This window comes from Salinimicrobium flavum, from assembly GCF_042684505.1.
GTDB lineage: Bacteria > Bacteroidota > Bacteroidia > Flavobacteriales > Flavobacteriaceae > Salinimicrobium > Salinimicrobium flavum.
Genome location: NZ_JBHULT010000006.1, coordinates 812,914 through 838,921, shown reverse-complemented (window position 1 = coordinate 838,921; position 26,008 = coordinate 812,914). Strand labels below are relative to the sequence as shown.

Genomic DNA, 26,008 nt, shown 5'->3' with positions numbered 1-26,008 from the left:
CATTATAAAATCGTAACAGGAGTCATTAAAAATCCTCCATTTTCAGGATCCCATATCATTTCATCTGTATCTTCAAATACACCTTCTTCCCCTGTATCATCAAATAATACCAGCCATATAGTATCCCCTTTTGGGACGAATCCCTCGATGTAGACAGATGCCTGATCATGGCTTTTGATCTCAAGCCTATCAGAAAACCCGATCCTTTCATTAAGACCTTCCACATCCCAGGTGTAAGCCACTAACCATACTGCATTGCCTTTAAGCAATTTCTCTATTGACTCAACATCAATGTTTTTTACCTTTAGTAAATCCCAGAATGGACCTGCACTAAGAGATTGATCATCTATGGTTATCCAGTAATCGGCATAATCAGGTCTAATATAGAAAGTGAATTTTTTAGACATTTCCCTGGATCCTATTGTTAGAGGCAAGTCAATTCCCTGGTCTCCTTCCCATTCAAATAATTTGTTTGCATTTGTATCGTGATGCAATACGGCCAGTAAGGTTTCCCCATTTTCCACATTTGCATCTAATTCGATAACCACATCCCGGTGTATCCCCGCTTCAATAAATGTAAGACCTACTAAATCTCCCTTTTCTAAACCATATCGATAAATCGCTATCCAACCGTTTTGAGTGATCCCTACCCCATCCACCATCATGGCGCCCTTTCCGTACACCTGATTCCGTACACTTAAGCTCCCAGACAGAACATCATCCTGAGTGTCCCGACTATCATCATCGTCACTACAGCCAATAAATACTGTACCGATCAACAACCCCCACAGTAGTAATATCTTTTTCATGACTTAAAATTTTAGAAACCTATAAATTTATCTCATACTTCGGATTGTAAAGGTTAATTTACTCATAATTAATACTTTAAGAGCATCGACATGAAGGTGGAATCCTACCTTTTTAACTAAAAAAGCCGGGAAGAAAAATTCCTCCCGGCTCAACTTGTAATCTGAAAAAAATTAATCTCTAATTGGAAACTTCTTCATGAATGGAAGCAATGGTCTCTTTATTATCTACTCCAAGGCCTTCCTGTTGGTGAACCAGCACCCCGTCTTCATCAAAAACACTTATGATGTTGGAATGTGAAAAATCAATTGGAGAGATCTTCTTATAGCTCACAGCTAATACAGCTGCAAATTCCCGCGTATCTTCAGGCGTTCCCCTTAAGAACATCCAGTGATCATCTCCCATTTCATTCTCTTTCGAGAATTTTTTTAGACGAGCAGGGGTATCGGTCTCAGGATCGATGCTTACCATGATGAACTTCACCTTTTCCAGGTCTTTTTCGGGAACCTGCTTTTCAATATTCCGCATATCTGCTACCAGTCTGGGACAGGCTGCTTTACACGAGGTATAGATCATCACCATTACCAGGACGTTGCCCCTGAGATCCTCCAGTTCAATATTCTCATTATTCTGCGTAGTCCAGGTAGAAGGCAGGTTATAGATGGAAAGTTCAGGTAACTCTTTCGGAAGCTCCGGAATTTTAGCTTCTGCAATTTCTTCCTGCTCCTTTGCGTTCTCAATATCATTATTGTTGTTACAGGCAGCAAAAAGAGCTGCGATCGCAAATATCAAAATCAATTTTCTCATCATTCTTTCATTTTAAAGAGCTTCTTTGTCTACATCCTGTACACATCTAAAGCCAAGATTTTTAGTGGAATATTTTGCCTTCATACTTCCGCGTAGGGCATACCGCATAAATGCAGCATAGTTCATGAGATCTGTGGCTCCCACCGCAGCCGCACCGCAGAACAGGTTATTGTCTCCCGTACTGTCTTTCCTGGATTCCCCCCCAATCATTACCGAGTTGAAATCAAGGGTCCACTCCCATACCAGGCCATGCATATCATACACTCCCCAGTAATTTTCAAAAGTGCTCCCAATCTCATTTTTATGGGTGTTGGGGGTTTCATACCAGCTGAGGATGTATTTATTATAGGTCTTTTCCTCCCGTGCATCGGGGCTTTTTTCATTGGCCATACCGGCATATTCCCATTCGTCAACGGTAGCTAACCTCTTCCCTTCACACTCGCAGTAATTTTTCGCGGCATACCAGGATACATTGGTAACTGGTGAATTAGGCAGATCATCTGGAGACAGGGTTTCATCATCGATCCAGTCTTTTAGATAACTTTCGTCTGCAAAGAGTTTTTTCACCTGTGACCTCTTCCATTTTGGATTCTTCTTTACGAATTCCAGAAATTGGGCATTGGTCACCGGGTAGATATCCATGTAAAAATCATCAACTTTGACTGCAGACTCAGTACCGTACAAAGGAACGAACTCCCCTCCTTCTATTTTGACCATGGAACCAGACTGGCCATATGCCTGGCTCTGAATCAATATTGAGAAACAAATGGCCAATCTGATTATAGTCTTCATATTAATCTCTTTTAATTATTTTCTCGATTTAACCATCTCTGTGGTCACTTCGCTTTTATTATTATCCCAATTGTTATAGATATAGGTAAGTACACTTGCAACGTCTTCATCTGAAATGTTTTGCTTAGGCATTACACTATTGTACACATTACCATTTACCTTGATCTCACCTGAGAGTCCGAATTTCACGGCATCAATAGCACGGTGTGGATCTGCATTCAGCCAGTCTGAAGCTGCAAGCGGAGGGAATGCATTTGGCACTCCGCCACCGGTTGCCTGGTGACATGCGAGGCAGTTTTGGGTATAAACCTGTTTTCCTCTCTCCATTTTATCGGCCATTGACAATTCTGCTACCGGCGCATCATCAGTTTCTTCAGTTGCGCTTTCAGAAGATACTACCGTACCGGGATTATACACGCCTTCAGCTGTCTTTCCGCCGTAGACTTTTTCATTCTCTTCCCCTTCCACTTTCAGAATCCCTAAGGCTCCTTTATTAAATGCTCTGAAGATAGAGTGGTCCACCAGAACAAGATTTCCGGGCACCTCTACCTTGAACTCAACGATAGCAGCACCACCGGCAGGAATAAGTGTGGTTTGAATGTTTTCATTGATAGTAGTTCCTCCTTCAGCGTACACCCTGTCAAAGATCTCTCCTATCACGTGGAAGGACGATATTAGGTTTGGTCCACCGTTACCCACATACAACCTAACAGTTTCACCTACTTTGGCGTGCAGGGCATTGTCACCTGTGAGTCCGCCAACTTTTCCGTTGAACACTACATAATCTGCATCTTCATCTACTGCTTTGTTCATGTCAAAGGCCTGAAAACCTCTGTCCCCATATTCTCCTTCAGTATAGAAATCTCCCTGCATTACGTAATATTCACGATCTACAGGAGGCAACCCACCTTCCGGTTCAACCAGGATAAGTCCATACATCCCGTTCGCGATGTGCATTCCAACCGGAGCGGTAGCGCAGTGATACACATATAACCCCGGATTCATGGTTTTAAAGTTGAAAGTTGCCTGGTGGCCGGGAGCTACATAAGAAGACTCAGCTCCTCCCCCCGGTCCTGTGACAGCATGAAGGTCAATGTTGTGTGGTAATTTACTGTCTGGGTGGTTCTTAAAGTGGAATTCGATCTCATCTCCTACACGGGTACGAATAAAGCTTCCGGGAACTGACCCGTCAAAGGTCCAGTAGTTATAGGTAACCCCATCTGCCATTTCCATTTCTTTTTCTACTACCTCCATATTTACGATCAATTTGGTAGCAGCCCTTTTACCAACCGGCTTAGGTACCATTGGAGGAGCAGTCATTTCTGCTTCACTTTCACCATATACCTTCATTGATTCAGGATTTTCTTTTGCCGCAACGGCTTTCTCGCAGGAAGAAAGTACACCGGCCATTAATGCAGCCGCAAAGAATACATAGACAAGTTTCATTTTAGATTTCTTAAAGTTTTTCATGATCAGAATTTTAAAGTCAATTTTAATTTCAGACACAAATGTCCTAATTAGGTTCAAATCGATGTATGAGCGTAATCATATATGGCTGAATTTTTTACAAATTCATATTTCCCCAAAACCTGATTGAAATCATATTTAGGAAAACCCTAAGCTTATAGATTTGCCCCCTTATTAAATAGGTATGAGCGTAATCTATTTACTACTGGCAGTAAGTATTACTGTGGCGGTATTCTTTTTCATTGCATTTATCATAGCTGTCAAAAACGGCCAGTTTGATGATGATTATACCCCATCTGTACGGATGCTGTTTGAAGATGAGCTTGTAAAAGAAAAAACAAACAAATCCAAAAAAAATTAAAAGACGAGTATGGAATTGCAACAGTTCTACTACGATAATAAAATCGTAAAAAACTTTCTCTATGCCACCCTTTTCTGGGGCGTCATAGGTATGTCAGTCGGCTTATTACTGGCTTTCTTATTTATTTTTCCAAACCTTACCGATGGTATCTCCTGGCTTAGTTTTGGTCGTCTTCGTCCTTTACATACCAATGCGGTAATTTTCGCTTTTGTTGGTAACGCTATTTTTGCCGGAGTCTACTACTCCACCCAGCGTTTGTTAAAAGCCAGAATGTATAGTGACATTCTGAGCAAGGTCAACTTCTGGGGCTGGCAGGCCATTATAGTTGGTGCCGCCATTACCCTTCCTATGGGATTTACCAGTTCCAAAGAATATGCAGAGCTGGAATGGCCTTTTGACATTGCCATTGCCATAGTTTGGGTAGTTTTTGGATGGAACCTTATCGCCACCATCTTTAAAAGAAGACAAAGACATTTATATGTAGCTATCTGGTTCTACATCGCCACATTTGTGACGGTAGCCGTTCTGCACATATTTAACAGCCTTGCTATTCCGGTAGGCCTGTTTAAAAGTTATTCAGTGTATGCCGGGGTGCAGGATGCCTTAGTGCAGTGGTGGTACGGCCACAACGCTGTAGCATTCTTCCTTACCACACCTTTCCTGGGGCTCATGTACTATTTCGTACCCAAAGCTGCAAACCGGCCGGTGTACTCCTACAAATTATCAATTATCCACTTCTGGTCGCTCATCTTCATCTATATCTGGGCAGGACCTCACCATTTATTGTATTCATCTTTACCAGACTGGGCTCAGAACCTGGGGGTAGCTTTCTCTGTTATGCTCCTTATGCCTTCATGGGGTGGGATGATCAACGGACTTCTTACCCTTCGCGGGGCATGGGATAAGGTAAAAACAGATCCTGTTCTTAAATTTATGGTGGTAGCGATAACCGGATACGGGATGGCCACTTTTGAAGGCCCCTTGCTTTCCCTGAAGAATGTGAACGCCATCGCTCACTTTAGTGACTGGGTTATTGCCCACGTTCACGTGGGTGCACTCGCATGGAACGGGTTCCTTACTTTCGGGATGGTTTACTGGCTTGTGCCCCGAATGTTCAAGACCAGGCTGTTTTCTGTAAAACTTGCTAATGCGCATTTCTGGGTAGGTACCCTGGGGATCATTCTCTATACGCTACCTATGTATGTTGCCGGTTTTGTACAGGCATCAATGTGGAAACAATTCAATCCTGACGGCACACTGGTATACGGAAATTTCCTGGAAACAGTTACCGAGATCATGCCTATGTACTGGTTCAGAGCGATTGGAGGAAGTATGTATATTCTTGGTATGTTCATCCTGCTTTACAACGTCTTCAGAACAATAAGATCAGGGTCTGATGTGACCGATGAGCTTGCTGAAGCAGCTGCTCTTCAAAAGATAAGTAAGAGAAGGCTTGCAGGTGAAGGATTCCACACCTGGCTGGAAAGGAAACCGGTACAGTTGACCATCCTGGCTACAATCGCCATCCTGATTGGAGGTATCATCCAGATCGTCCCAACCCTGTTGGTAAAATCTAACATACCTACCATAACCACTGTGAAGCCTTATACGCCGCTGGAACTTGAAGGACGTGATATCTATATCAGGGAGAGCTGTGTTTCCTGTCACTCTCAAATGATCCGTCCTTTCCGAAGTGAGGTGGAGCGTTACGGGGAGTATTCAAAGGCCGGGGAATATGTTTACGACCACCCGTTTCTGTGGGGAAGTAAACGTACTGGGCCTGACCTGATGAGGATAGGTGGAAAGTACTCAGATAACTGGCACTTCAACCACATGTATGACCCTCAAAGCACCTCTGCAGGTTCTATCATGCCGGGTTACAAATGGCTTATAACAGATGAGCACGATCGTTCATCTACAGAAGCTAAAATGAAAGCCATGGTAAAACTGGGAGTACCTTATACAGAGGAAGAGATCGCAAACGCACAGCATTCAATGGATGTGCAGGCAACGAAGATCCAGGAGAATCTTTATAACGACCCCGATTTTGTAGCTACCTATGAAGCCGATAAAAAACTTGCAGAAGAGAACGGTATTGACTTCGTGGAAATGAAAGACCGTGAGATCGTTGCCCTCATAGCTTACATTCAGCGCATGGGAACCGATATCAAGATCAAAGAACCTGAAACTTCAACTTCATCAAACTAAAACATCATGTTTAAATTCATAAAAGGACATATGGAGACCATAGCAGGAATTGAGATCTACCCGATCATTTCCCTGCTTATCTTCTTCCTGTTTTTCGTAATGCTTTTCTTGTGGGTGTTCACCGCGAAGAAAGATTACATCAGCAATATGGAACAAATTCCTTTAGACAACGAAAAAGACCAGACACTATGAGACATGCAATCCCGGCCTGGATAAGAATACCGGTAATATTTTTAATAATCGTGGGTGGAATGGAGTATTTTATCGACTCCGGAAAGAATTTTGCCTTTGTCGAATATCCCATACTTCAGTTGGTCCTGTTGATCATCCTGTTGTTTCTTATAGCTGCGGAAGTGGTGCTCGCAGCCTTTGAAAATATCCTTTTCAAATCCCTTTCTCCTGAAGCCAAAGAAAGATATATGGCTGCTCATGAGCAAAGAATGAAGAAGTATGATCTAAAGGTCATTTACCGAAAGCTGATGGGAACCCGTCCCATTTCCGAAGAAAGAGACCTGGAACTGGACCATAACTATGACGGAATTAAGGAACTTGACAACAAGTTACCACCCTGGTGGTTATATTCTTTTTATGTATCCATTGTTTTTGCCTTTGGTTACATGGTGTACTATCACATGATGGATGGAGACAGTCAGCTGGATGAATTTGAAAAGGAAATGCTGGCTGCCAAAATTGCGGTGGAAGAGTATAAAAAGAACGCGCCCGATCTTGTTGATGCTGAAAGTGTCACATTCCTAACAGACCCTGCCGACCTTGAAAAGGGTGCCGCATTATACCAGACCAATTGTATGGCCTGCCATGCCGGTGACGGCGGTGGAGGTATAGGGCCTAACCTGGTAGATGCCCACTGGATACTGGGAGGCGGTATCAAAAATATTTACCACACGATAAGCGAAGGTGGACGTGCCGGGAAAGGAATGATCGCCTGGAAGTCATCGTTAAAACCTGCAGAGATCCAGCAGGTAGCCAGTTACATTCTAAGCCTGCAGGGCACTACCCCGGCAAATCCCAAGGAAGCCGAAGGCGAGGAGTGGACAGAAGAATAAAAAAGAAAAAGTAAGTGCTGAAAGAAAGCGATAGCTACAGGGACCGTATAGGAACCATAAACGAAGAAGGTAAAAGGGCCTGGGTATATCCCAAAAAACCCGTAGGTAACTTTTATAAGTACCGCACCTGGTTCACCTGGTTCTTACTGGCTTTCCTTATTCTTTCCCCGTTCATTCACATTAACGGGAACCAGTTCATGATGTTCAATGTGCTGCAGCGGGAATTCTATGTTTTCGGGTTTCCTTTCTGGCCGCAGGATTTTTACCTGGGAGTAACGGCAATGATCATTGGTGTACTGTTTATCACCCTTTTCACCAATGCCTTCGGAAGGATATTTTGCGGGTGGATCTGCCCCCAGACCATCTTTATGGAGATGGTGTTCAGGAAAATTGAATACTGGATAGAAGGTGATCGTGGTGCACAGATGCGGCTGGACAAGCAGGAATGGGACGCCGTCAAGATTTGGAAAAAGGGATTCAAATGGTTTCTTTTCTTCCTGATATCTTTCGGGATCGCCAATGTATTCCTCGCCTACCTGGTAGGAAGTGAAAAACTGCTGCAGTACGTGACCCGCGGTCCCATTGAGAACCTCAGCACCTTCACGGCGTTGATGATCTTTACAGGAGTGTTCTATTTCATTTTTGCCTGGTTCAGGGAACAGGTGTGTACCATAGCTTGTCCCTACGGAAGGCTTCAGAGTGTACTGCTTGACAAGAAATCTGTAGTGGTGGCGTATAACCACAAGCGGGGAGAAAGATCTTTGGGTCGTTCCAAATTCAAAAAGAACGAGAACCGTGCGGAACTGGGAAAAGGGGATTGTATAGACTGTTCTCAATGCGTTCACGTTTGCCCTACGGGGATAGATATCAGGAACGGTACACAGTTGGAGTGTATCAACTGTACCGCATGCATTGATGCCTGTGACGCCATGATGGAAAGTGTAGACCTGCCAAAAGGATTGATAGGTTACTATTCTGAAGAGAATATTGAAAAAGGGGAAAAATTCAGCTTAACTCCCCGAATGAAGGGTTATTCTGCCATCCTTTTCGTGCTGGTGGGAATACTTTCAGGGATGCTATTCCTTAGAAGCGATGTAGAGGCGACAGTACTAAGATTACCCGGGCAGTTGTATGAAACCAAGGAGAACAACATGATAAGCAATGTTTATACCTTCAAATTGATCAATAAGACCTCGGGAAGTTTTGAAAATGTTCATTTCGAATTGCTTTCCCATGACGGAAGCATTGAATCTGTCACACATGAAAATATTAAAGTTCCTGAAAAAGGCCTTGCAGAAGGTACTTTATTTATCGAGATCAATAAGGCTTTGCTCGACAATGAGAAAAGCGATGTGGAGATAGGGATCTATAGCGGAGATAAATTAATTGAAACCACCCGCACCAATTTTATGGGACCGAGAAGTTTCAGATAAATAAAGAACCCCGGGAGGAAAATTCGGGAAAATGAAAAAAAGAAGACTATGATACTCAAGGAAATACTTTCAGAAACAGGGACCGCCGGGAAACCGGTAGTAAGAAAACTACAGCAGGGAAAAGCTACAGACTCACATGTGCTTGCAATAGGCCTTGGAAAAGAGGTGGTACTTAGAGACCACAAAAGTGACATTCCTGCAAAAATAGTTGTGCTGAAAGGGAAGATGGTGTATAAAGAAAAGGACACCAAAGTAGTATTGCAGGCTTTAGACGAATATGACATTCCTGTTGGGGAGATTCATCGTGTAGAAGCAATAGAGGACAGTCTTTTTATAGTGATCAAAGGTTAGTAACAAAAAAGAGCTAAAACATGAAAATTTCCTGGGGTACTGCTATCGTTCTGGCCATAATAAGCTTTATGACCTTTATCCTGTTCCTGGTGGTCACCATGAGTACAGATGAAAAATTCAGTCATGACCTGGTTACAGAAGAATATTATAAGACAGAACTTTCCTTTCAGCAACAGCTGGACAAGGAGATAAACGCTCAGAATTTAACTGAGAACATTAAAACAGAAAAAACACCTGAAGGATTGGTGATCACCTTTCCCGATGAATTAGAATATACAGGAATTGCAGGCACAATGTTCCTTTACAGGCCGTCAGACAAGCAACTGGATAGTGAATTTCCTCTTTTGCTATCCTCTCATCAATTGCTCGTACCTGATAAGCGCTTAGCTGGCGGCCGTTGGAACATTAATGTAGACTGGACCTATGCAGGTCAATCATATTTCTATAAAGAAGAGATCACTTATTAATGCTGTTATCTGCTTTAATTTTCGGAATACTGGGAAGTTTCCATTGCGTGGGCATGTGTGGGCCAATTGCCTTCATGTTGCCGGTTTCACGCAATAACCCGGTCAAGAAGTTCCTGCAGATCTTCATCTACCACTTTGGGAGGCTACTAGCCTACAGCATCATTGGCTTTGCCTTTGGAATGCTGGGAAAAAGCCTTAATCTATTTGGAATTCAACAATACCTGTCAATTGCTGCAGGAGCACTCATGATCGCTGTGATCGTAATACCTTCGGAAAGGTTTTCGAAATACAATTTTTCCCGGCCTATGTACAGGCTGATTGGTAAGATAAAATCATCCCTGGGCGCTGCACTAAAGAAGAAAACACCTGATACTTTTTTCACCATTGGCTTCCTGAATGGATTCCTTCCTTGCGGATTGGTCTATATGGCTGTTTTCGGGGCTATAGCTGTTGGAGGAATTCTTGAGGGCAGTCTTTACATGCTCCTCTTTGGGGTGGGTACCATTCCTTTAATGACCTCAGCGGTGTATTTCAGCGGGTTGTTCAATAGGGTGATGAGACAAAAAGTGCAACGACTTATCCCGGTAGTAGTGGTGATGATGGGGGTGCTGTTCATACTTCGCGGAATGGGTCTTGGAATACCTTATATCTCTCCTGCCCCGGTCACTGAATTTGTGGGAGCATCTGCTACTTGTCATTAAAACAGGTTCTTAAATCTATCTTAAAAAAACTTCTCTGAAAAATCCTCTTTTCTCGTCGAAACAGGACTAATTTATCCGGTTTAAACCTGTTTAACACCTAAATTAACGTTAATACCATTCCCTCTTTTGGACGAAGAGTCGCTGTTTCAGAACTTTTTGATAGACAATGGCGCATAAAAATATGAGAATGATCATTTTTTGAAGTGGAGGAATTTTTAAAACGGACGCTAAACTCCTAATTTCAGGAGGGTTGACCGTAATGTGAAAGAAAGATTAATTTTTTCTTATTCACGCACAGGAAACTATCTGAAAGCTGACGTGCGTCATACTTAAACCTCCTTTTATGTGCCAACTTTGTATCATAATTAAAAACAGAAATCATGAACACAACAAAGAACTTTTGGTTAGTACTTGGAAGCTTTCTAGTAATGATCTTTTCTACCCAGGTTACCATGGGTCAGTCTTACAACATTAATAGCTCAGCTTCTGATTTAAAAGTAGAAGGAACTTCAAACATTCACGACTGGGAACTTTCAGCAAAAGAGCTTCACGGAACAATGAAGGTAGAGATGGAAGGCGGGCAATTAGTTAAGATAGATCAGCTGGATTTTGCTGTAGTTGCCGAAAGCCTTAAGAGTGGAAAGAGTGGAATGGACAAGAACACTTATAAAGCTCTAAATACAGATGATCACAAAAGGATAACCTACAGACTGGAAAAGGTGAATAACATTGACTGTACTTCAACCAGCTCATGTAAAGTTAGCACCAGCGGTTACCTTACCATTGCAGGAACTAAAAAGTTGGTAGATCTTGTATTTGACGCTAAAGTTAACGGTGACAAGATCGTCCTTAGCGGAAGTAAGAAGATCAAGATGACCGATTTCAAAGTAGATCCTCCAACAGCCATGTTCGGTACCATTACCACCGGAGATGATGTAAATATTAAATTTCAAGCGGCTTTTTCAAAATAATCAATTAACAAAAACAGATTAACAATTTAACTATCAACTCTTTAATTTACAGAAATGAAAAATTTAATTAAATATTCAGGAATCGCCCTCTTAATGGCGATGGGTTTCCAGGTTCAGGCACAAGAAGTGGAAGCAGAAGACCAGGAACAAAATAAAACCATTTGGGACCGGGATCTTCCTAACTTCAGAGATCCTGACCAACGCGGAATCAATGATTTCGAAGCACCAAAAGACACTGAGACTTACTTTGACGGTGTTCAGGTAAGAGTTGGAGGGGCATCTACTATCCAGTTCCAGTCTTTAGAACATGAAAATGATCTAAACTCTCTTCCAGAACTTGAAGGAAACTTCAACCTGGCTACTGCCAACCTTGACCTCGATGTTTTACTTTATGACGGTGTGAGAATGCACTTAAGAACTTATCTTTCTTCTCAACACCATACCGAAGCTTATGTAAAAGGTGGATACATCCAGATCGACAAGCTTGACTTCATCAGTGAAGGATTCGCTGCCGGCCTTATGGACCACATGAGAATCAAGATTGGTCACATGGAAAACAACTATGGTGATGCTCACTTCAGAAGAACAGACAACGCTCATGCGCTTCACAACCCATTCGTAGGAAACTACCTGATGGACAGTTTTACCACAGAAGTTGGTGCAGAGGTGTATCTTTTCAATGGACCATGGTTGGGTATGCTTGGATTCACAAACGGTAAATTAAACCAGTCTACAGCCGGTGATGGAGAAACTGACCCTTCTTTCCTTGCGAAAGTTGGTTATGACAACCAGTTCAACGAAGACTTAAGGTTCAGATTAACAGGATCTCTTTTCTACAGCGGTCACAACTATGCTCGTGGTAACTACCTTTACACAGCAGACCGTGCAGGTACTCGTTACTACAACGTAATGACTGATGTTGACGGAAAAGGGGATACCTTTAGAGGAGGTCGTATCGGAACTTCTTTCAAAAATGAGATGACCTCTATCATGATCAACCCATTCATCAAATATGGTGGACTTGAGTTCTTCGGAATCATTGAAACTATCTCAGGTCAGGATAAAGACGATACTGATACCAAGACATACAACCACTATGCCGGGGAGCTTATCTACAGATTTGGCGCTGAAGAAGATTTCTACCTTGGAGGACGTTACAGTACCGTTACAGGAGACCTTACAGATTCTAATGAGATCTCTGTGGACAGATTCCAGGTTGGTGCTGGTTGGTTCATGACCAAAAATATTTTAGCCAAATTGGAGTATGTTAATCAGGAGTACAGCGACTACCCTACTGGTGACATCCACGCAGGAGGACAATTCAACGGAATTACGCTTGAGGCGGCAATAAGCTTCTAAGGTTTCGTTTGAACATAGCCCGAAATGGGGGAACCTTGTTCCCCCATTTCTTTTTACTTAAATTTACAATTATGAAAAAGTTAATGCCTATGCTTATGATACTGTTGACGGGTGCATTTTCTTTTGCACAAGGCAGTTATCAGCCCACCCAGATCCAGGTAATCCCGGCAAGCGAATTAAGTATTACGGGAGATACCAACATCAATACTTTTGAATGTGAGTTCAATGCCTCTTATACCAGCGAGGCACAAAAGATATTTTATTCCCAGAACAAATCCCAGATCAATTTTACCGGAGCTATTCTGAAACTGGACACCAAGGGCTTTGATTGTGGCAACAAAGCGATCAACAAAGATTTCAATTCCCTGGTGAAATCAGACCGGCACCCCGAGATCCTTTTGGAGGTGAACAGAGTGAAGATCGATTCTCAAACAAGTGGTATAGCCAATGTTTGCATAACCATTGCAGGCCGGCAAAAGGTCTATGACGTACCGGTGCAGATAAAAAATGACGAGATCGCTCAATTCTCAGGTACGCTGGAGCTTAACATCAATGACTACGGATTGGAGCCTCCAAAGAAATTATTCGGGATGATCCAGGTGAAAGACGAGATCGAAATAAAATTTAACCTTAAGGTTAAAAATTAATCTACCAATAGTAATGAAGATCGTATCAGCTGCAGAAGCAGTATCACATGTACAATCTGGCGACCGGGTATTTTTCCAGGGTGCCGCCATGACCCCGAAAATATTAATTGAAGCCCTTACTGAAAGATATAATGAATTAAAGAATGTCGAACTGTTCCAGATCCATACCGAAGGACCTGCACGCTACACTACAGATCCCTTCCGGGAGGCTTTCCTTACCAACAGTTGTTTTGCTTCAAGTAATGTAAGGGATGCTATTAATTCCAGTTATGGTGCCTATATTCCTATTTTCCTGAGTGAGATCCATCTTCTCTTCAGACGGAATATTTTACCTCTGGATGTTGCTTTCATCCAGGTTTCCCCTCCAGATAAACATGGATTCTGTTCTTTGGGAGTTTCCGTAGACATTACCTTACCTGCCGTACAAACAGCTAAAAAAGTGATCGCCCAGATTAATCCGCAGGTGCCCCGTACTCATGGAGACGGGATCATTCACATTAGCAAGATACATGCGGCTACAGAAGTGGACCTTCCCATTCATTCCCACGGCATGGAGGAACCTTCTGAAATTGAGAAACAAATAGGGAAACACGTGGCCGGACTTATCGAGGACGGTGCCACCCTGCAAATGGGAATTGGCGGGATACCGAATGTGGTCCTTTCAAATTTGATGAACCATAAAAGGTTGGGAATACATACCGAAATGTTCTCTGACGGGATCTTGCCTCTGGTTGAAAAAGGGATAATCACCGGGGAGGAAAAAGAGATAAAAACCGGAAAGATCGTAACTACCTTCGCCCTTGGTTCCCAGAAATTGTATGATTTCGTGGACGATAACCCACAAGTGCATTTTAAGGAAGCCGGTTATACCAATGATACTGCCATTATTCGGCAAAACCCAAAAGTAACGGCCATCAATAGTGCGATAGAAATTGACCTTACAGGCCAGGTATGTGCAGATACTATTGGGAATTACCAGTATTCCGGAGTAGGCGGCCAAATGGATTTTATTAGAGGAGCCTCACTTTCTGAAGGTGGAAAAGCGATTATCGCTTTGCCCTCTGTAACCAACAAAGGAATTTCGAAAATCGTTCCCTACCTGAAGCCGGGAGCCGGAGTTACCACTACCCGGGCCCATGTGCATTATATCGCTACGGAATATGGGGTGGTCAACCTTTATGCGAAGAATTTAAAACAAAGGGCCAAGGCCCTGATCTCTATTGCACACCCTGATCACAGGGAGCAGCTGGAAAAAGAAGCATTTTTAAGACTGAACAAATCCCGGTAACAAAACAAAATCATCTTTAAAAAGCTTTAGGAACCAGGGCTAACTATTAATTTTATAACTTTAGGAAAGTCAGGTCTTTAATTGATGAAACTTTCTTAAAGATGAAAAAAATAATGTTTTGCTTCTTCCTTTTGTTATCTGCGGCTCTGGGTTTTGCACAGGAAGTAAAGATCAGCAAAATTGAAGTCCTGCCCGGAAGCAGCATCAGCATTTTTGGCGATGCAAAAATTATGACCTTTACCTGCCTTTTTGATATAGAGGAATTGGAGGTAGAGGAAATGATTTCTTTTGAAACAGAAGATTCACAGTACCGGTTCAAGGATGCAAACCTGATATTAAGGAACAGAGGTTTTGACTGCAAAAAGAAAGGACGGAACAGGGATCTTCACCGTATGTTAAAGACCCGGAAATATCCAAAAATTAGCCTGACTCTTAAAAAAGCCGTTTTAAAGACTGATTCCCTTGCCAGTATCACAGTGGAGATTGCTATAGCAGGGGAAAAAAATACCTACACGGTCCCGGTTGAGTTACTTGGGGAGGAAATTAGCCACTTCAGGGGGCGTTTTAGGCTGAATGTCCGGGATTTTGATTTGAAGCCGATAAAAAAGATGTTGGGCCTCATCCAGGTACAGGATGTCATTGAGATAAGGTTCAACCTGATAATTAAGTATAGAAAGGAAACTACCGCATTGGAAAACAGGAATATGAAAGGAAATTTTTCCTTCTTTCCGTGATCTAAGCATTAAATACCGAAATCATCTTTAAATTAGCGTTTGGAGTAACCTAAAAAAAATTTAGCAATGAAAAGTAATTTTAGCGAGATCATAAATGATAGTAAACCGGTTCTTGTAGATTTCTTTGCAGACTGGTGTGGTCCCTGTAAGACCCTTGCTCCTATTTTAAAAGATGCCAAAGCAGAACTTGGAGACGCCGTGAAGATCGTAAAGATCGATGTGGACAAGAACCAGGAACTGGCAGCAAAATACCAGGTACGTGGGGTTCCCACCCTGGTGTTGTTCAAAAACGGCAATCAACTCTGGCGACAGTCGGGCGTTGTACCCAAATCAGATCTTGTTAAATTGATAAGGTCTCACCAGTAGGTTCCCTATGATAGACGAGAACCTGCTGCTGGACTATGGTGCCAGAAAAGTATCTTATTCAAAGGGCGATCAGTTGTTTCGGGAAGGTGAAAGTGCCTTGAACTTTTACCAGATCATCTCTGGCGAGGTCAAGATGAACAACTATAACGAAGACGGTAAGGAATTCATTCAGGGGATCTTCTCTATTGGACAGAGCTTTGGAGAACCTCCATTGTTCGCTAATGTTAAATACCCTGCAAATGCCGAAGCCATTTCCGACGCTGAAGTTTTACAGGTACCTAAGGAGCAATTCCTCGAGCTACTCTCCTCCAATCCAAAGGTTCACCTCAAGATCACTGAAACCCTGGCAAAAAGACTATTTTACAAAGCTATTATGGTTTCTGAGATCTCCAGTCAGGAACCCGAACACCGTATTCTCAGGATCCTGGATTACCTTAAAAAATACGTCCATAAGAAAGAAGGTCAATTCTCCTTTAGAGTAGACCTTACCCGGCAGCAACTTGCCGATCTCACCGGGCTTAGGGTGGAAACCGTCATTCGCGCCACCAAATCTCTGGAGAAAAAAGGGGAACTCCAGATAAAAAAGCGTAAAGTTTATCGTTAAACACCCGTGGATCAATTACTTGTGAAACTTAATGAGGACATAAATGTCCTCATTTATGATCCAAATCATATTCTCTGCCCCGGCTTCCTCTTAGTTTTGTACCATAACAAAAAACGAGCAAGTTATGAGAATCTACAATGCACTTTACAAAGACTTTGAGGAACTTTATGTGGGATATTCGGCAGTAGCCATAATTTTATCAAGCTGCCTGGGATCTGCGGCGGCCATGGTCATTTTAATGAATGGACATGACCTTACGCAAATGTTCCAGTTGTTCCTGGTAGTAGCAGTGGCATTAACCTATAATGCAACGGTACTGGCGCAAATGAAACCTAAATTCGTATTCAATACATTAATTGTAAGTTTGCTGGTAAGTTCAATCCTGTTGCTCATCAACGTGGCAATGAGATACTAAAAAGACTATAATGAAATCAGATATAAAGAACAGGGAGGATGTTTACCTCCTTGTTTCTTCTTTTTATGCCCGGGTAAGAAAGAACCCCGAAATAGGCCATTTTTTTAACGAGGTTATCGATGACTGGCCTTCTCATTTGGAGAAGCTTACAGACTTTTGGGAAACCAATCTTTTTATGGTAAGCAAATTCAGGGGAAATCCCATGCGTGCCCATAAAGAGGTCGACTCTCAATTCAACCATAGTATTGAACAAAAACATTTTGGGGAGTGGCTCAATATGTGGTTTCAAACCATAGATGAGTTGTTTGAAGGTGAAAGAGCGAATATTGCCAAGAACAGGGCCCGAAATATGGCAGGAAATATATTTATGAATATGTACCAGAGCAGACATTAGGATAACTTCTGGTTCAAATAATAAGAAAGGCTCCAAAACCAGATTTTGGAGCCTTTTTAATTATCACCCCTGAAGCCTATATGGTCATAGAGAAAAGCTGGGTTTCAGGTTTACTGCGCTGCAACAACAGGTCAAATGCCATACACACATTCCGAACAAATGGACGGCCTTCTTCTTTAATGATCAGCCTATCCTTCTCAATGGTCACGAGTCCGTCAGCCTCCATTTCCTTCAGTCTTATCAGGACATCGGGAAGTTCGGGGAAATACATATTCTCCTCACTCCAGGAAGTTTCCAGATTACACATAAGATTAAGGATGTGCTGTCGCATTTTTTCATCCTCTTCAGTTAAAATATGGCCACGATAAAGAGGCAGTTCCCCTTTTTCAAGGATCTCATAATATTCTTCGATAGTCTTTACGTTTTGCGCAAAGCCACTCCAGCTGTCACTAATCGCTGAAACCCCTAACCCTATCATAACTTTGGTTTTGGACGAGGTATATCCCATAAAATTTCTGTGAAGTTTCTTGTTTTCCACAGCTTTGTAGAGCGTATCAGATCTCAGGGCAAAGTGGTCCATTCCAATTTCCACATAACCTGCCTCGGAAAGCATCCTTTTCCCGGTCTCGTACATTTCCCGCTTCACATCGGCGGTAGGAAGATCCTCCTCTTTAAATCCGCGCTGGCCGTTCCCTTTTATCCATGGCACATGCGCGTAGCTGTAGAAAGCGATACGATCGGGCATCAGTTCTTTGGTCTTTTCAATGGTGGTTTTTATATGCTCTACGGTCTGGAACGGCAATCCGAAGATAAGGTCATGCCCTACCGAATCATATCCTATTTCCCTGGCCTGGTCTGTCGCGTTCTTCACGTTCTTGAAGGGCTGAAAACGGTGAATAGCCTGTTGTACCACCATATTATAATCCTGCACGCCATAACTCACCCGGTTAAAACCAAGATCATACAAGGCCTGCAGGTGGTCCTTTTTGGTATTATTCGGATGTCCTTCAAAACTGAAATCGAATTCCTCTGCTCTTTCAGCTTTTTCAAAGATCCCGTTGATAAGGATCTTTAGATTTTCGGGCGAAAAGAAGGTAGGCGTCCCTCCTCCTAAATGTATCTCCCTAATCACCGGTTTTTCGTCCAGAAGCTCCAGGTACATGTCCCATTCTTCAAGGACTGCAGCAATATATGGTGACTCCACCTCATGGCGTTTGGTGATGCGTTTATTGCACCCGCAAAACGTACAAAGGCTCTCACAAAAAGGTAAATGAAAATATAAACTTATCCCTTCGCTCTTATTGCTCTCTGCAAAGGATCTTTTCAGGCTTTTTTTATACTCCTCAATAGAAAAATTCCCCTCGTCCCAATACGGCACAGTGGGGTAACTGGTATATCTCGGCCCCGCCACATTGTATTTGTTGATTAAAAAATTGCTCATTCCTAATAATTTAGATTGCAAAAATATCCAAATAGACTCTTCTTTAATATGATTTTAATCAGGTCAATTTTGTCTGAATTATGAAAAAGCCCGATTTTACCTGCTTCCGCGGAAAGAAAAGTTATAACTGACCTAATTCTTCTATCACCCCTTTTTTTACTCCCTTCCACATAAAATTCCAGAAAGACTTGGTCTTATCTCTTGAAAATTCCACATCGTTAAAAGTGGCTTCTTTGGAAATGCCTTCGTTTTCCACGAACAGATTAACGATTGCCGAGAGCAGTTTATTTTTCTGGCTGCCGTCACTCCGCAGCACATTAAGTTTAAATTGATCATAATCAACCTGCACATCGCCCGTGGCCGTGTTACTGTTACCAGAGAAGGTGAAATAGACTTTTTTGAGGCCTCCCTCTGCCTCCATATTCATGGAAGGCTTAAGAAAAGAGTTTATTTCCCGGCTGCCTACTTCTTCAAACCTGCCTGAAAAACTGAATTTATCAATGACATTAGGCACCCTGAACTGCCAATCCATGGATACCGGCGAAGCGTTCATATAAAGAGCTTTAGCCGAGATCACTGTAGCCGGGAAATCTTCCCGTTGCAGGTCAAGGTTGGTGAGGTTGGTGATCTCTCCCTCAATCTTTCCAAATTCTACGGTACCCGGCGGCCTGTCTTCTGCTGTCTTTTCCTCATAGACAATGGTGGTGCGGATAATTTCGATCAATGGGAAGTCCAGTTTCACCGGCGATTCCCTTAACTTTTTACTGTACAGGCTTTTTACCCGTTCATCATCAGGAAGCAGCTTGTTCCGGTATATTTCCAGATTTCCACCTGTTACTTTTATGAACGGACTTTTTAGTAAGAGAGTGTCATTTTGAAATGTGAGAAAGAGATCCTCAAGGTGGATTTTTTCCACTCCCAACGCGATCCTGTCTTTTTCATATGGAATGCGTTGATCAAATTCCGATTTACCGTAGTAGGGAAGGATCTTAAAATTTTCTACGGAAGTTTTTCCGGACTGCACCTCCAGGTGCTCTACTGTAAGATATTGTTCGGTGTTTATATGCAGTCTGATGGAATCGCTAACTGCGGAATAGGAACTGTACCTGAAGGGAATCATTTCCCTGACGGAAGCAGAATCTAATTCTGTACGTTTTATTGAAAGATGGGGTACGCGTATAAAAACGATGTTTTGTGCTGAATCATTTTCCCTTACAGCGAAGGTCCCGTTTTTCACTTCCGTTTTATTGATCCTGATGCTCCTGTTAAAATCCTCTCTGCCCGAATTATCATTTTCGTCCTTTTGGGAAGCCTTGTTGATCCTGTAAACCGGCTTAAAAATAATTAGTTCGTTTATGATGATCTTATCATTAACGAGATATTGAAAATAATTGAACCCTTTCAATTTTATTTCAGCAGATGAAATTGAAGTGCCGTTTCGGTTGAATTCAAAACCGGTAAGATCGATTCTCTTCCGCAGAAGGTCAACATCCAGATTTTCATAAGAAAAAGAATTGCCGGCATTATTCTCCAGCTGGTTTCTTATCTCTTGAGAAACGTAATAACTCAGGAGAAATGCCAGGAAAGCAAGTACGGCAAGAACCGCCAATATTAATAAGGGAATCTTTTTGTTTTTTTTCAAGATAAATGGTTTTTACCTTTTTAAGATACATGGTTTTACTCTGAAATTTCAAAGCTCCTATAGGATTTAACAAGTCTTTCGTTTTTTTCTTGGGAGAAAATATGAACCGGGTTACCCGGGATGCACGGTAATATTTGTTAAAAAAAATATCAGAATTTTCCTTCGCAAATCTATTTTTTCAGAATTTTTTCATAAAGCCCTTTGGTCATTGTTAATTCTATGCTAATCAACATTTCCTTAAAACTATTTTAACACCCCTTTATCTTAATTTAGGCCCTGTAAACAAAAATAATTAACCACCTAAATATAACCTCATGACTACACTTCAACCCTCCCAGATCCTTCAGGAATTCAAAAATTTTATTCGTACCAGCTGTTCAGATTTTCCCGGTACTTCAGCCACCTACAGTTCCCTGCATAAAGGCATTATAAAAATGTATTTTCAGGCAAGGAATGTGGAGATTGACTATGAAAAACAAGTAGTAACCGCAGAGATCCCGGTGACAGAAAAAGAATATACCACTGTTAGCTTTGAATGTATTGATCTTGAGAGATTTTTGAGTTCATGCATTAAGAATGACAAAAGAAGTCTCAATTTCTATAGAAGTTCACTAAACTACTACAGCCTGTCTCAGGTTGCTTAAGAAGTATAGTCTGTGGTTAGATCAAAACCTAAAAGCTCCGGCATTCCCGGGGCTTTTTCTATTTACGGGATCAAGGAATTAAAGATCTGAATTAATAAGATCCTCCTTTTTCTCCCACTGCCTCTCTCTCACTGATTAATGCCCCGAACTCGTTCGGAGCTTTTATCATTTCTACTGGCCTCCCTTCGACTATGCGCCAGGAAAGGACCAAAACTCCCCTTCTCCTACGCCCGGTCGTCACACCTCCTTCGTCGGCTGCCCGGTCCCGAAACCTCGGGATTCTCGCCGTTTCCTCTATAAAACAAAAAAACCGAACTGTTTTCACAATTCGGTTTTCACATTAACTTTGTTGGCCTACTAGGGCTCGAACCTAGACTCTTCTGGACCAAAACCAGACGTGTTGCCAGTTACACCATAGGCCATTGCTGTAATGCGGATGCAAATTTAAAACAAAGTTTCGCTTGTACAAATATTTTTTCCCATTTATTTGATAATTCACTCATGTTTCTTCCGGCTTCAGAATTTGATGCTTTTAATCTATTGACTTTCAGAAATAAAGCATCCGGAATAAGTAAAAAAATTGATCCTAATTATGCACTTTCCGCAGGGAACTATCCTATCCTTCAAAATATTCGGTTTTAAAATACGTTGTGGCATAGGTTCTATAATTATTCTTAAATTCGCCACAGTTCTCAATTTCAATTCATATGACAGATCTTAACTTTACCAGGTGGAACAAAATTCTGGGCTGGTTAGTTTTTCTTATTTCCCTTACCACTTACTGGCTAACTGTTGAACCTACAGTAAGTTTCTGGGATGCCGGGGAATATATTTCAACATCCTCAAACCTCGAAGTGGGGCATCCCCCCGGGGCTCCTCTTTACCAGATGCTGGGTGCTTTTTTCTCCATTTTTGCGAGTGAAGCCTCGCAAATAGCCTTGATGATCAACCTCATGTCTGTTTTTGCCAGCGCATTTACCATCCTGTTCATGTTCTGGTCAATTGTCATACTCGTCTCTAAAATTGCAGGTAAGCCGCAGGAAATTACGGCAGGCAAAAAAATGGCCATTCTTGGAAGTGCCTTAGTCGGCTCCCTGGCTTTCGCGTTTACCGATAGTTTTTGGTTCAACGCGGGAGAAGCCGAGGTTTACGCAATGGCAACCTTCCTAATGGCTGTATTGTTTTACCTTGGGTTGTTATGGGAACGGGACATGTTCGCCCCGCGCGGGAACCGTTGGGTGATCCTTATTTCATTTATCATAGGATTATCCTTTGGAGTTCATTTCATGGGACTGCTTACCATTCCGGCCATAGGATTCCTGTATTATTTCAAGAACTTTTCAAAGATCACCATAAAGAACTTTATCCTGGCCAACCTGGTAGTGGTGGCTGTGCTAATGTTCATTTTTAAAATGCTGCTTCCGTATTCACTTAAGTTGTTTTCGGCTACAGAAGTATTCTTCGTGAATTCCCTGGGTCTGCCTTTTAACTCGGGAACCATCTTTGCGACTGTTGCCCTTATCGCCCTTTTTTACTTCGGAATAAAATATACCCGCAAAAAACATTACTACCAGCTCAACACCTTACTGTTATGCATCCTGTTCATCTTTATTGGTTTCTCCAGTTGGATGATGTTGCCCATACGGGCCAATGCCAATACGGTGATCAATGAGAACAATCCCAATAACGCCCGGGAATTGCTGGCTTACTACAACCGGGAACAATATCCTGAAACCCACCTTTTCTATGGACCACAGTTCACAGAGATCTACAGCGGACTCGACGCGAATAATCCTTACATAGACGATAAACCTAAATATGAGAAAGATGAGAAAAAGGGTAAGTATGTGATCGTCAATGACTACGAGAATGCCAAACAAAATACAGATGACAATCACAAGGCCGTTCTTCCCCGCATGTGGAGCACTGAACATGCCGCCAACTACCTCGATTTTACCGGGCCTCTTGATTTTACCATAAAACCAGAATACCAGGGGGAGGACCAGCTTATAGCCGCCGTAAATGAGTTTAAACAACAGTATAACAGGGGAGAAATAGACAATCAGCAATATGATACCTTCCTGAGGCAATTCAGGGAATATATTGAAGTTGAAAAACCCTCTTTTGCCTCCAATATCAACTATCTCTTTGAATACCAGATGGGGTATATGTACTGGCGATATTTTATGTGGAACTTTGTGGGCCGCCAGGATGACGTGCAGGGTAAATATACAGACCAGCATGGAAACTGGCTTAGCGGGATTGAATTCATTGATGAAGCAAGGCTGGGCTCCCAGGACCAGCTTCCCTCTGATGTGAAGAACAACAGGGCCAGAAACACCTATTACTTCCTTCCGTTGATATTGGGGCTTCTCGGGCTGGTGTTCCAGTTCACCAAAGACAAGAAGAATTTTTGGGTTTTACTGGTGTTCTTCCTTTTTACCGGGATCGCCCTGAAGATCTACCTTAATGAAAGACCTTTTGAACCAAGGGAAAGAGATTATGCCCTGGTGGGATCATTTTATGTATTCGCCATCTGGATAGGATTCGGGGTGTACGCACTTTTTGATATGCTCAAAGATTATCTTAAACCCAAAATTGCAGCTCCCCTGGTTGTGATCATCTCGCTCCTGGCTGTTCCGGTACTATTGGCCTCAGAGAACTGGGATGACCATGACCGTTCGGGCAGGTATACTGCACTTGCAATGGCTAAGATGTACCTGGATAGTGTAGATGAAAATGCCATTTTATTCACCATAGGTGATAATGACACTTTTGCGCTTTGGTATGCCCAACAGATCGAAAAATACCGGACAGATGTAAGGGTGGTCAACACCAGCCTTTTTGCTACAGACTGGTATATCGATCAAATGAAACACAAGGCCTGGGAAAGCGATCCTATCCCGGGGCAACTGGTACATTCACAATATAGTTATGGTACAAATGATGCCGTTTGGTATCAGCCTATAACGAAGGACACCATGATGATCAAAAACTGGGTGAACTGGATAGCCAGCAGTGACCCGCGTACCAAGGCGGAACTCATGAGTGGCCAGTTCGTAAGCACTTTCCCTACTAAAAATATCAGGATTCCTGTAAACAAGGAAAATGTACTTGAAAATGGAATAGTGAAACCCGAAAATGCCGATGAGATCGTTGATCATATAGATATTGAACTTACGGGAGACATTCTATACAAGAACCGTCTTTTGATGCTCGACATCATAGCGAACAATGAGTGGGAAAGGCCCATCTATTTTACCGGTGGTAGTTTTGGTGATGATGATTACCTGTGGATGAAGGATTATCTGCAGCTGGATGGGGTGACCTACAAACTTGTACCTATCAGAACACCCGTCAACAGGAACAATCCTTTTGATATGGGAAGGATAGATTCAGATAAAATGTATGATATAGTGATGGGATGGTACTGGGGCAAATCAGGAGACCCTTCTGTATATCATGATCCCGAGACCCGAAAGAATGCGATCACCTACCGAAGCAATCTCGCCCGCCTGGTAGAAGTGTTGATACAGGAAGGTAAGTTGGAAAAGGCTGAAGATGTCCTGGATCTTGCCATGGAGAAAATGCCGGTTGACCTGTTTGAATACTATACCCTTTTGGAGCCTTTCATCTCAGGTTACTATGAAGTAGGCGAAAAACAAAAAGCACGAGATCTTTGGGAGGATGTGGCAGAAAAGTACCAGGAGAACCTCACCTACTACAGCACCCTTGACCTTGACCGGCAATACAACCGCGGCAGTGAGATCGTGACCGATATTGAACGATACCGAAGCCTGGTTGACCTGTTGATCATTAATGATGACCAGGAGCTTGCCAAAGAAAAAGCTTCAGAATTCAACAATTACCTCATGCTGTTCAAACATTTCTACGGAAGCTCTGAAGCTCCTGAAGATCTGGCGCCAGATCTTCAGGAAGAAATGGTACCGGAAGAGGTGGTAGATACCCTGAATTAAAACCCACGATCTTCTTCCCCGGGGAAAAAGATCTGTTTTATGATAGTCAAGATCCCGAACATAATCAAACGCCTGTACCCTAAACGTGTTTGGGACGGACCTGCAACGGGTAAAAAGATCTACCTCACTTTTGATGACGGGCCCATTCCCGGGGTTACACCTTGGGTATTGGAGCAACTTAAACAATTCAATGCCAAAGCCACCTTCTTCTGCATAGGGGAAAACGTGGAAAAAAATCCGGGTATCTTCCGCGAGGTCATTGCCGCAGGGCATATGACAGGAAACCATACCTACAACCATTTGAACGGATGGAAGACCACCGGTAAAAGATATCTTGAAAACACACTTTTAGCCCGGGAGATAATGGAAAGGAACAGCCCCCGGCAGGAACTCACTACGGGGGAAAATCTGGATGCACACCTCGTGCTTTTCAGACCTCCCTATGGAAAGATAAGGGAGAGCCAGGCAAGACAGCTTCAAAAAAGAGGTTTCAGGATCGTGATGTGGGATATTGTAAGCATGGATTATAACCTCAATATCTCTCCTGAGAGATGCTACTTGAATGTTCGGGAAAATGCCGGAAGCGGCAGTATCATCGTATTTCATGACAGCCAGAAGGCAAGAAGAAATCTTGAGTACGCACTTCCGAAGTCCCTGGAGCACTTTTCAAAAGAAGGATATAGTTTTGAAAGGCTGGAAGCCTAAACATATTCCTGCAGCAGGCCAATAAGGGTATTTGCGTCCTGCTCCCCGCTTTGCCTCCATTTCATTTCTCCTTGCTTATAGATCATTAACGTAGGCAGGCCTTTTACCCGCAAGGCATCTGCTAAATCCTGATTTTTCTCAACATCTATCCTGATCACTTTAGCCTTGTCTCCAAGAGCAGCAGCGACATCTTTAAGAACGGGATTCATAGCGACGGAGGCTTCATTCCATTCCGTATAAAAATCCAGCAGGACCGGAATGCGCAGGTCAATTAATTCACCAAATTTTGACATAACCCAAATTTTACTGGCAGCTGAAAAAAGCTTTTAGAAAGGGCTTCATCTGCAGCCTTACTCAAATATA

The 26,008-nt window shown here is 42.5% G+C and carries 27 protein-coding genes and 1 tRNA gene; 20 read left to right on the top strand and 8 right to left on the bottom strand.

The genetic code is table 11. The features are described from left to right. Positions 1 to 2: 2 nt before the first annotated feature. The 4 genes from ACFSTG_RS07265 to nirK all read right to left on the bottom strand — a co-directional run bounded on the left by ACFSTG_RS07265 (position 3) and on the right by nirK (position 3,876). On the bottom strand, positions 3 to 809 hold the full coding sequence (locus ACFSTG_RS07265) for a DUF7282 domain-containing protein (RefSeq protein WP_380750327.1): 807 nt from the start codon (positions 807 to 809) through the stop codon (positions 3 to 5). Between the two features lie 178 nt (positions 810 to 987). Continuing rightward, entirely contained in the window at positions 988 to 1,617 is a 630-nt protein-coding gene (locus ACFSTG_RS07260) for an SCO family protein (RefSeq protein WP_380750324.1), read from the bottom strand. Positions 1,618 to 1,626: 9 nt separating this feature from the next. After that, the gene (locus ACFSTG_RS07255) at positions 1,627 to 2,406 is read right to left on the bottom strand and encodes a formylglycine-generating enzyme family protein (protein WP_380750321.1); all 780 of its coding nucleotides are present in this window, start codon (positions 2,404 to 2,406) and stop codon (positions 1,627 to 1,629) included. A gap of 15 nt (positions 2,407 to 2,421) precedes the next feature. Continuing rightward, the gene (nirK, locus tag ACFSTG_RS07250; RefSeq protein WP_380750318.1) at positions 2,422 to 3,876 is read right to left on the bottom strand and encodes a copper-containing nitrite reductase; all 1,455 of its coding nucleotides are present in this window, start codon (positions 3,874 to 3,876) and stop codon (positions 2,422 to 2,424) included. Between the two features lie 181 nt (positions 3,877 to 4,057). Between nirK and ccoS the strand changes: the two genes are divergently transcribed. The 17 genes from ccoS (at position 4,058) to ACFSTG_RS07165 (ending at position 17,236) form a co-directional block, all read left to right on the top strand. Next, positions 4,058 to 4,234 (top strand): cbb3-type cytochrome oxidase assembly protein CcoS, encoded by a 177-nt coding sequence (ccoS, locus tag ACFSTG_RS07245; RefSeq protein WP_380750315.1) that lies wholly within the window; start codon positions 4,058 to 4,060, stop codon positions 4,232 to 4,234. A 9-nt stretch (positions 4,235 to 4,243) separates the two neighbouring features. Continuing rightward, a complete protein-coding gene (gene ccoN, locus ACFSTG_RS07240) occupies positions 4,244 to 6,442 on the top strand; it encodes a cytochrome-c oxidase, cbb3-type subunit I (RefSeq protein ID WP_380750312.1) in 2,199 nt (732 codons plus the stop codon). A 6-nt stretch (positions 6,443 to 6,448) separates the two neighbouring features. Next, entirely contained in the window at positions 6,449 to 6,634 is a 186-nt protein-coding gene (locus ACFSTG_RS07235; RefSeq protein ID WP_380750309.1) for a CcoQ/FixQ family Cbb3-type cytochrome c oxidase assembly chaperone, read from the top strand. Next, positions 6,631 to 7,506 (top strand): cbb3-type cytochrome c oxidase N-terminal domain-containing protein, encoded by an 876-nt coding sequence (locus ACFSTG_RS07230; RefSeq protein WP_380750306.1) that lies wholly within the window; start codon positions 6,631 to 6,633, stop codon positions 7,504 to 7,506. Before ACFSTG_RS07235 ends, ACFSTG_RS07230 begins: the two co-directional genes overlap by 4 nt. Positions 7,507 to 7,520: 14 nt before the next feature. Next, a complete protein-coding gene (gene ccoG, locus ACFSTG_RS07225; RefSeq protein ID WP_380750303.1) occupies positions 7,521 to 8,939 on the top strand; it encodes a cytochrome c oxidase accessory protein CcoG in 1,419 nt (472 codons plus the stop codon). 48 nt (positions 8,940 to 8,987) lie between these two features. Further along, positions 8,988 to 9,290 carry a hypothetical protein gene (locus ACFSTG_RS07220; protein WP_380750300.1) on the top strand — a complete coding sequence of 101 codons (303 nt, stop codon included), beginning with the start codon at positions 8,988 to 8,990 and terminating at the stop codon, positions 9,288 to 9,290. A gap of 20 nt (positions 9,291 to 9,310) precedes the next feature. Beyond that, positions 9,311 to 9,757, top strand: a complete 447-nt coding sequence (locus tag ACFSTG_RS07215) for a FixH family protein (RefSeq protein WP_380750297.1) — start codon at positions 9,311 to 9,313, stop codon at positions 9,755 to 9,757. Beyond that, complete coding sequence (locus ACFSTG_RS07210; RefSeq protein WP_380750294.1) at positions 9,757 to 10,458, top strand: sulfite exporter TauE/SafE family protein; 702 nt, start codon at positions 9,757 to 9,759, stop codon at positions 10,456 to 10,458. Before ACFSTG_RS07215 ends, ACFSTG_RS07210 begins: the two co-directional genes overlap by 1 nt. 380 nt (positions 10,459 to 10,838) lie before the next feature. Beyond that, positions 10,839 to 11,429 carry a YceI family protein gene (locus tag ACFSTG_RS07205; RefSeq protein ID WP_380750291.1) on the top strand — a complete coding sequence of 197 codons (591 nt, stop codon included), beginning with the start codon at positions 10,839 to 10,841 and terminating at the stop codon, positions 11,427 to 11,429. 54 nt (positions 11,430 to 11,483) lie between these two features. Continuing rightward, a complete protein-coding gene (locus tag ACFSTG_RS07200; protein ID WP_380750288.1) occupies positions 11,484 to 12,788 on the top strand; it encodes a hypothetical protein in 1,305 nt (434 codons plus the stop codon). A gap of 71 nt (positions 12,789 to 12,859) precedes the next feature. Beyond that, the gene (locus ACFSTG_RS07195) at positions 12,860 to 13,435 is read left to right on the top strand and encodes a YceI family protein (protein WP_380750285.1); all 576 of its coding nucleotides are present in this window, start codon (positions 12,860 to 12,862) and stop codon (positions 13,433 to 13,435) included. 13 nt (positions 13,436 to 13,448) lie between these two features. After that, complete coding sequence (locus ACFSTG_RS07190; protein WP_380750282.1) at positions 13,449 to 14,723, top strand: acetyl-CoA hydrolase/transferase family protein; 1,275 nt, start codon at positions 13,449 to 13,451, stop codon at positions 14,721 to 14,723. Positions 14,724 to 14,824: 101 nt separating this feature from the next. After that, positions 14,825 to 15,457 carry a YceI family protein gene (locus ACFSTG_RS07185; RefSeq protein WP_380750279.1) on the top strand — a complete coding sequence of 211 codons (633 nt, stop codon included), beginning with the start codon at positions 14,825 to 14,827 and terminating at the stop codon, positions 15,455 to 15,457. A gap of 66 nt (positions 15,458 to 15,523) precedes the next feature. Beyond that, entirely contained in the window at positions 15,524 to 15,823 is a 300-nt protein-coding gene (trxA, locus tag ACFSTG_RS07180) for a thioredoxin (RefSeq protein ID WP_380750276.1), read from the top strand. Positions 15,824 to 15,830: 7 nt separating this feature from the next. Next, entirely contained in the window at positions 15,831 to 16,427 is a 597-nt protein-coding gene (locus ACFSTG_RS07175; RefSeq protein ID WP_380750273.1) for a Crp/Fnr family transcriptional regulator, read from the top strand. 124 nt (positions 16,428 to 16,551) lie between these two features. Then, entirely contained in the window at positions 16,552 to 16,842 is a 291-nt protein-coding gene (locus ACFSTG_RS07170) for a hypothetical protein (RefSeq protein ID WP_380750270.1), read from the top strand. 10 nt (positions 16,843 to 16,852) lie between these two features. Continuing rightward, complete coding sequence (locus ACFSTG_RS07165) at positions 16,853 to 17,236, top strand: group III truncated hemoglobin (RefSeq protein ID WP_380750267.1); 384 nt, start codon at positions 16,853 to 16,855, stop codon at positions 17,234 to 17,236. A gap of 76 nt (positions 17,237 to 17,312) precedes the next feature. On the opposite strand, the gene hemN is transcribed toward ACFSTG_RS07165, so the two are convergent. Next, entirely contained in the window at positions 17,313 to 18,677 is a 1,365-nt protein-coding gene (hemN, locus tag ACFSTG_RS07160; protein ID WP_380750264.1) for an oxygen-independent coproporphyrinogen III oxidase, read from the bottom strand. Positions 18,678 to 18,798: 121 nt separating this feature from the next. Beyond that, positions 18,799 to 20,319 (bottom strand): hypothetical protein, encoded by a 1,521-nt coding sequence (locus tag ACFSTG_RS07155; protein WP_380750261.1) that lies wholly within the window; start codon positions 20,317 to 20,319, stop codon positions 18,799 to 18,801. Between the two features lie 314 nt (positions 20,320 to 20,633). On the opposite strand from ACFSTG_RS07155, the gene ACFSTG_RS07150 reads away from it, so the two are divergent. After that, positions 20,634 to 20,963 carry a hypothetical protein gene (locus ACFSTG_RS07150; protein ID WP_380750259.1) on the top strand — a complete coding sequence of 110 codons (330 nt, stop codon included), beginning with the start codon at positions 20,634 to 20,636 and terminating at the stop codon, positions 20,961 to 20,963. A 349-nt stretch (positions 20,964 to 21,312) separates the two neighbouring features. On the opposite strand, the gene ACFSTG_RS07145 is transcribed toward ACFSTG_RS07150, so the two are convergent. Further along, positions 21,313 to 21,385 (bottom strand) — tRNA-Gln (locus tag ACFSTG_RS07145). A 285-nt stretch (positions 21,386 to 21,670) separates the two neighbouring features. Between ACFSTG_RS07145 and ACFSTG_RS07140 the strand changes: the two genes are divergently transcribed. Together ACFSTG_RS07140 and ACFSTG_RS07135 are read left to right on the top strand one after the other, a co-directional pair. After that, entirely contained in the window at positions 21,671 to 24,940 is a 3,270-nt protein-coding gene (locus tag ACFSTG_RS07140) for a protein O-mannosyl-transferase family (RefSeq protein WP_380750257.1), read from the top strand. Positions 24,941 to 24,979: 39 nt separating this feature from the next. Next, entirely contained in the window at positions 24,980 to 25,645 is a 666-nt protein-coding gene (locus tag ACFSTG_RS07135) for a polysaccharide deacetylase family protein (protein WP_380750254.1), read from the top strand. Here ACFSTG_RS07135 and ACFSTG_RS07130 read toward each other — a convergent pair. Then, positions 25,642 to 25,938: a thioredoxin family protein gene (locus ACFSTG_RS07130; protein WP_380750251.1), complete on the bottom strand. Its 297-nt coding sequence runs from the start codon at positions 25,936 to 25,938 to the stop codon at positions 25,642 to 25,644. The two genes, ACFSTG_RS07135 and ACFSTG_RS07130, sit on opposite strands and share 4 nt — an antisense overlap. Between the last annotated feature and the right edge of the window lie 70 nt (positions 25,939 to 26,008).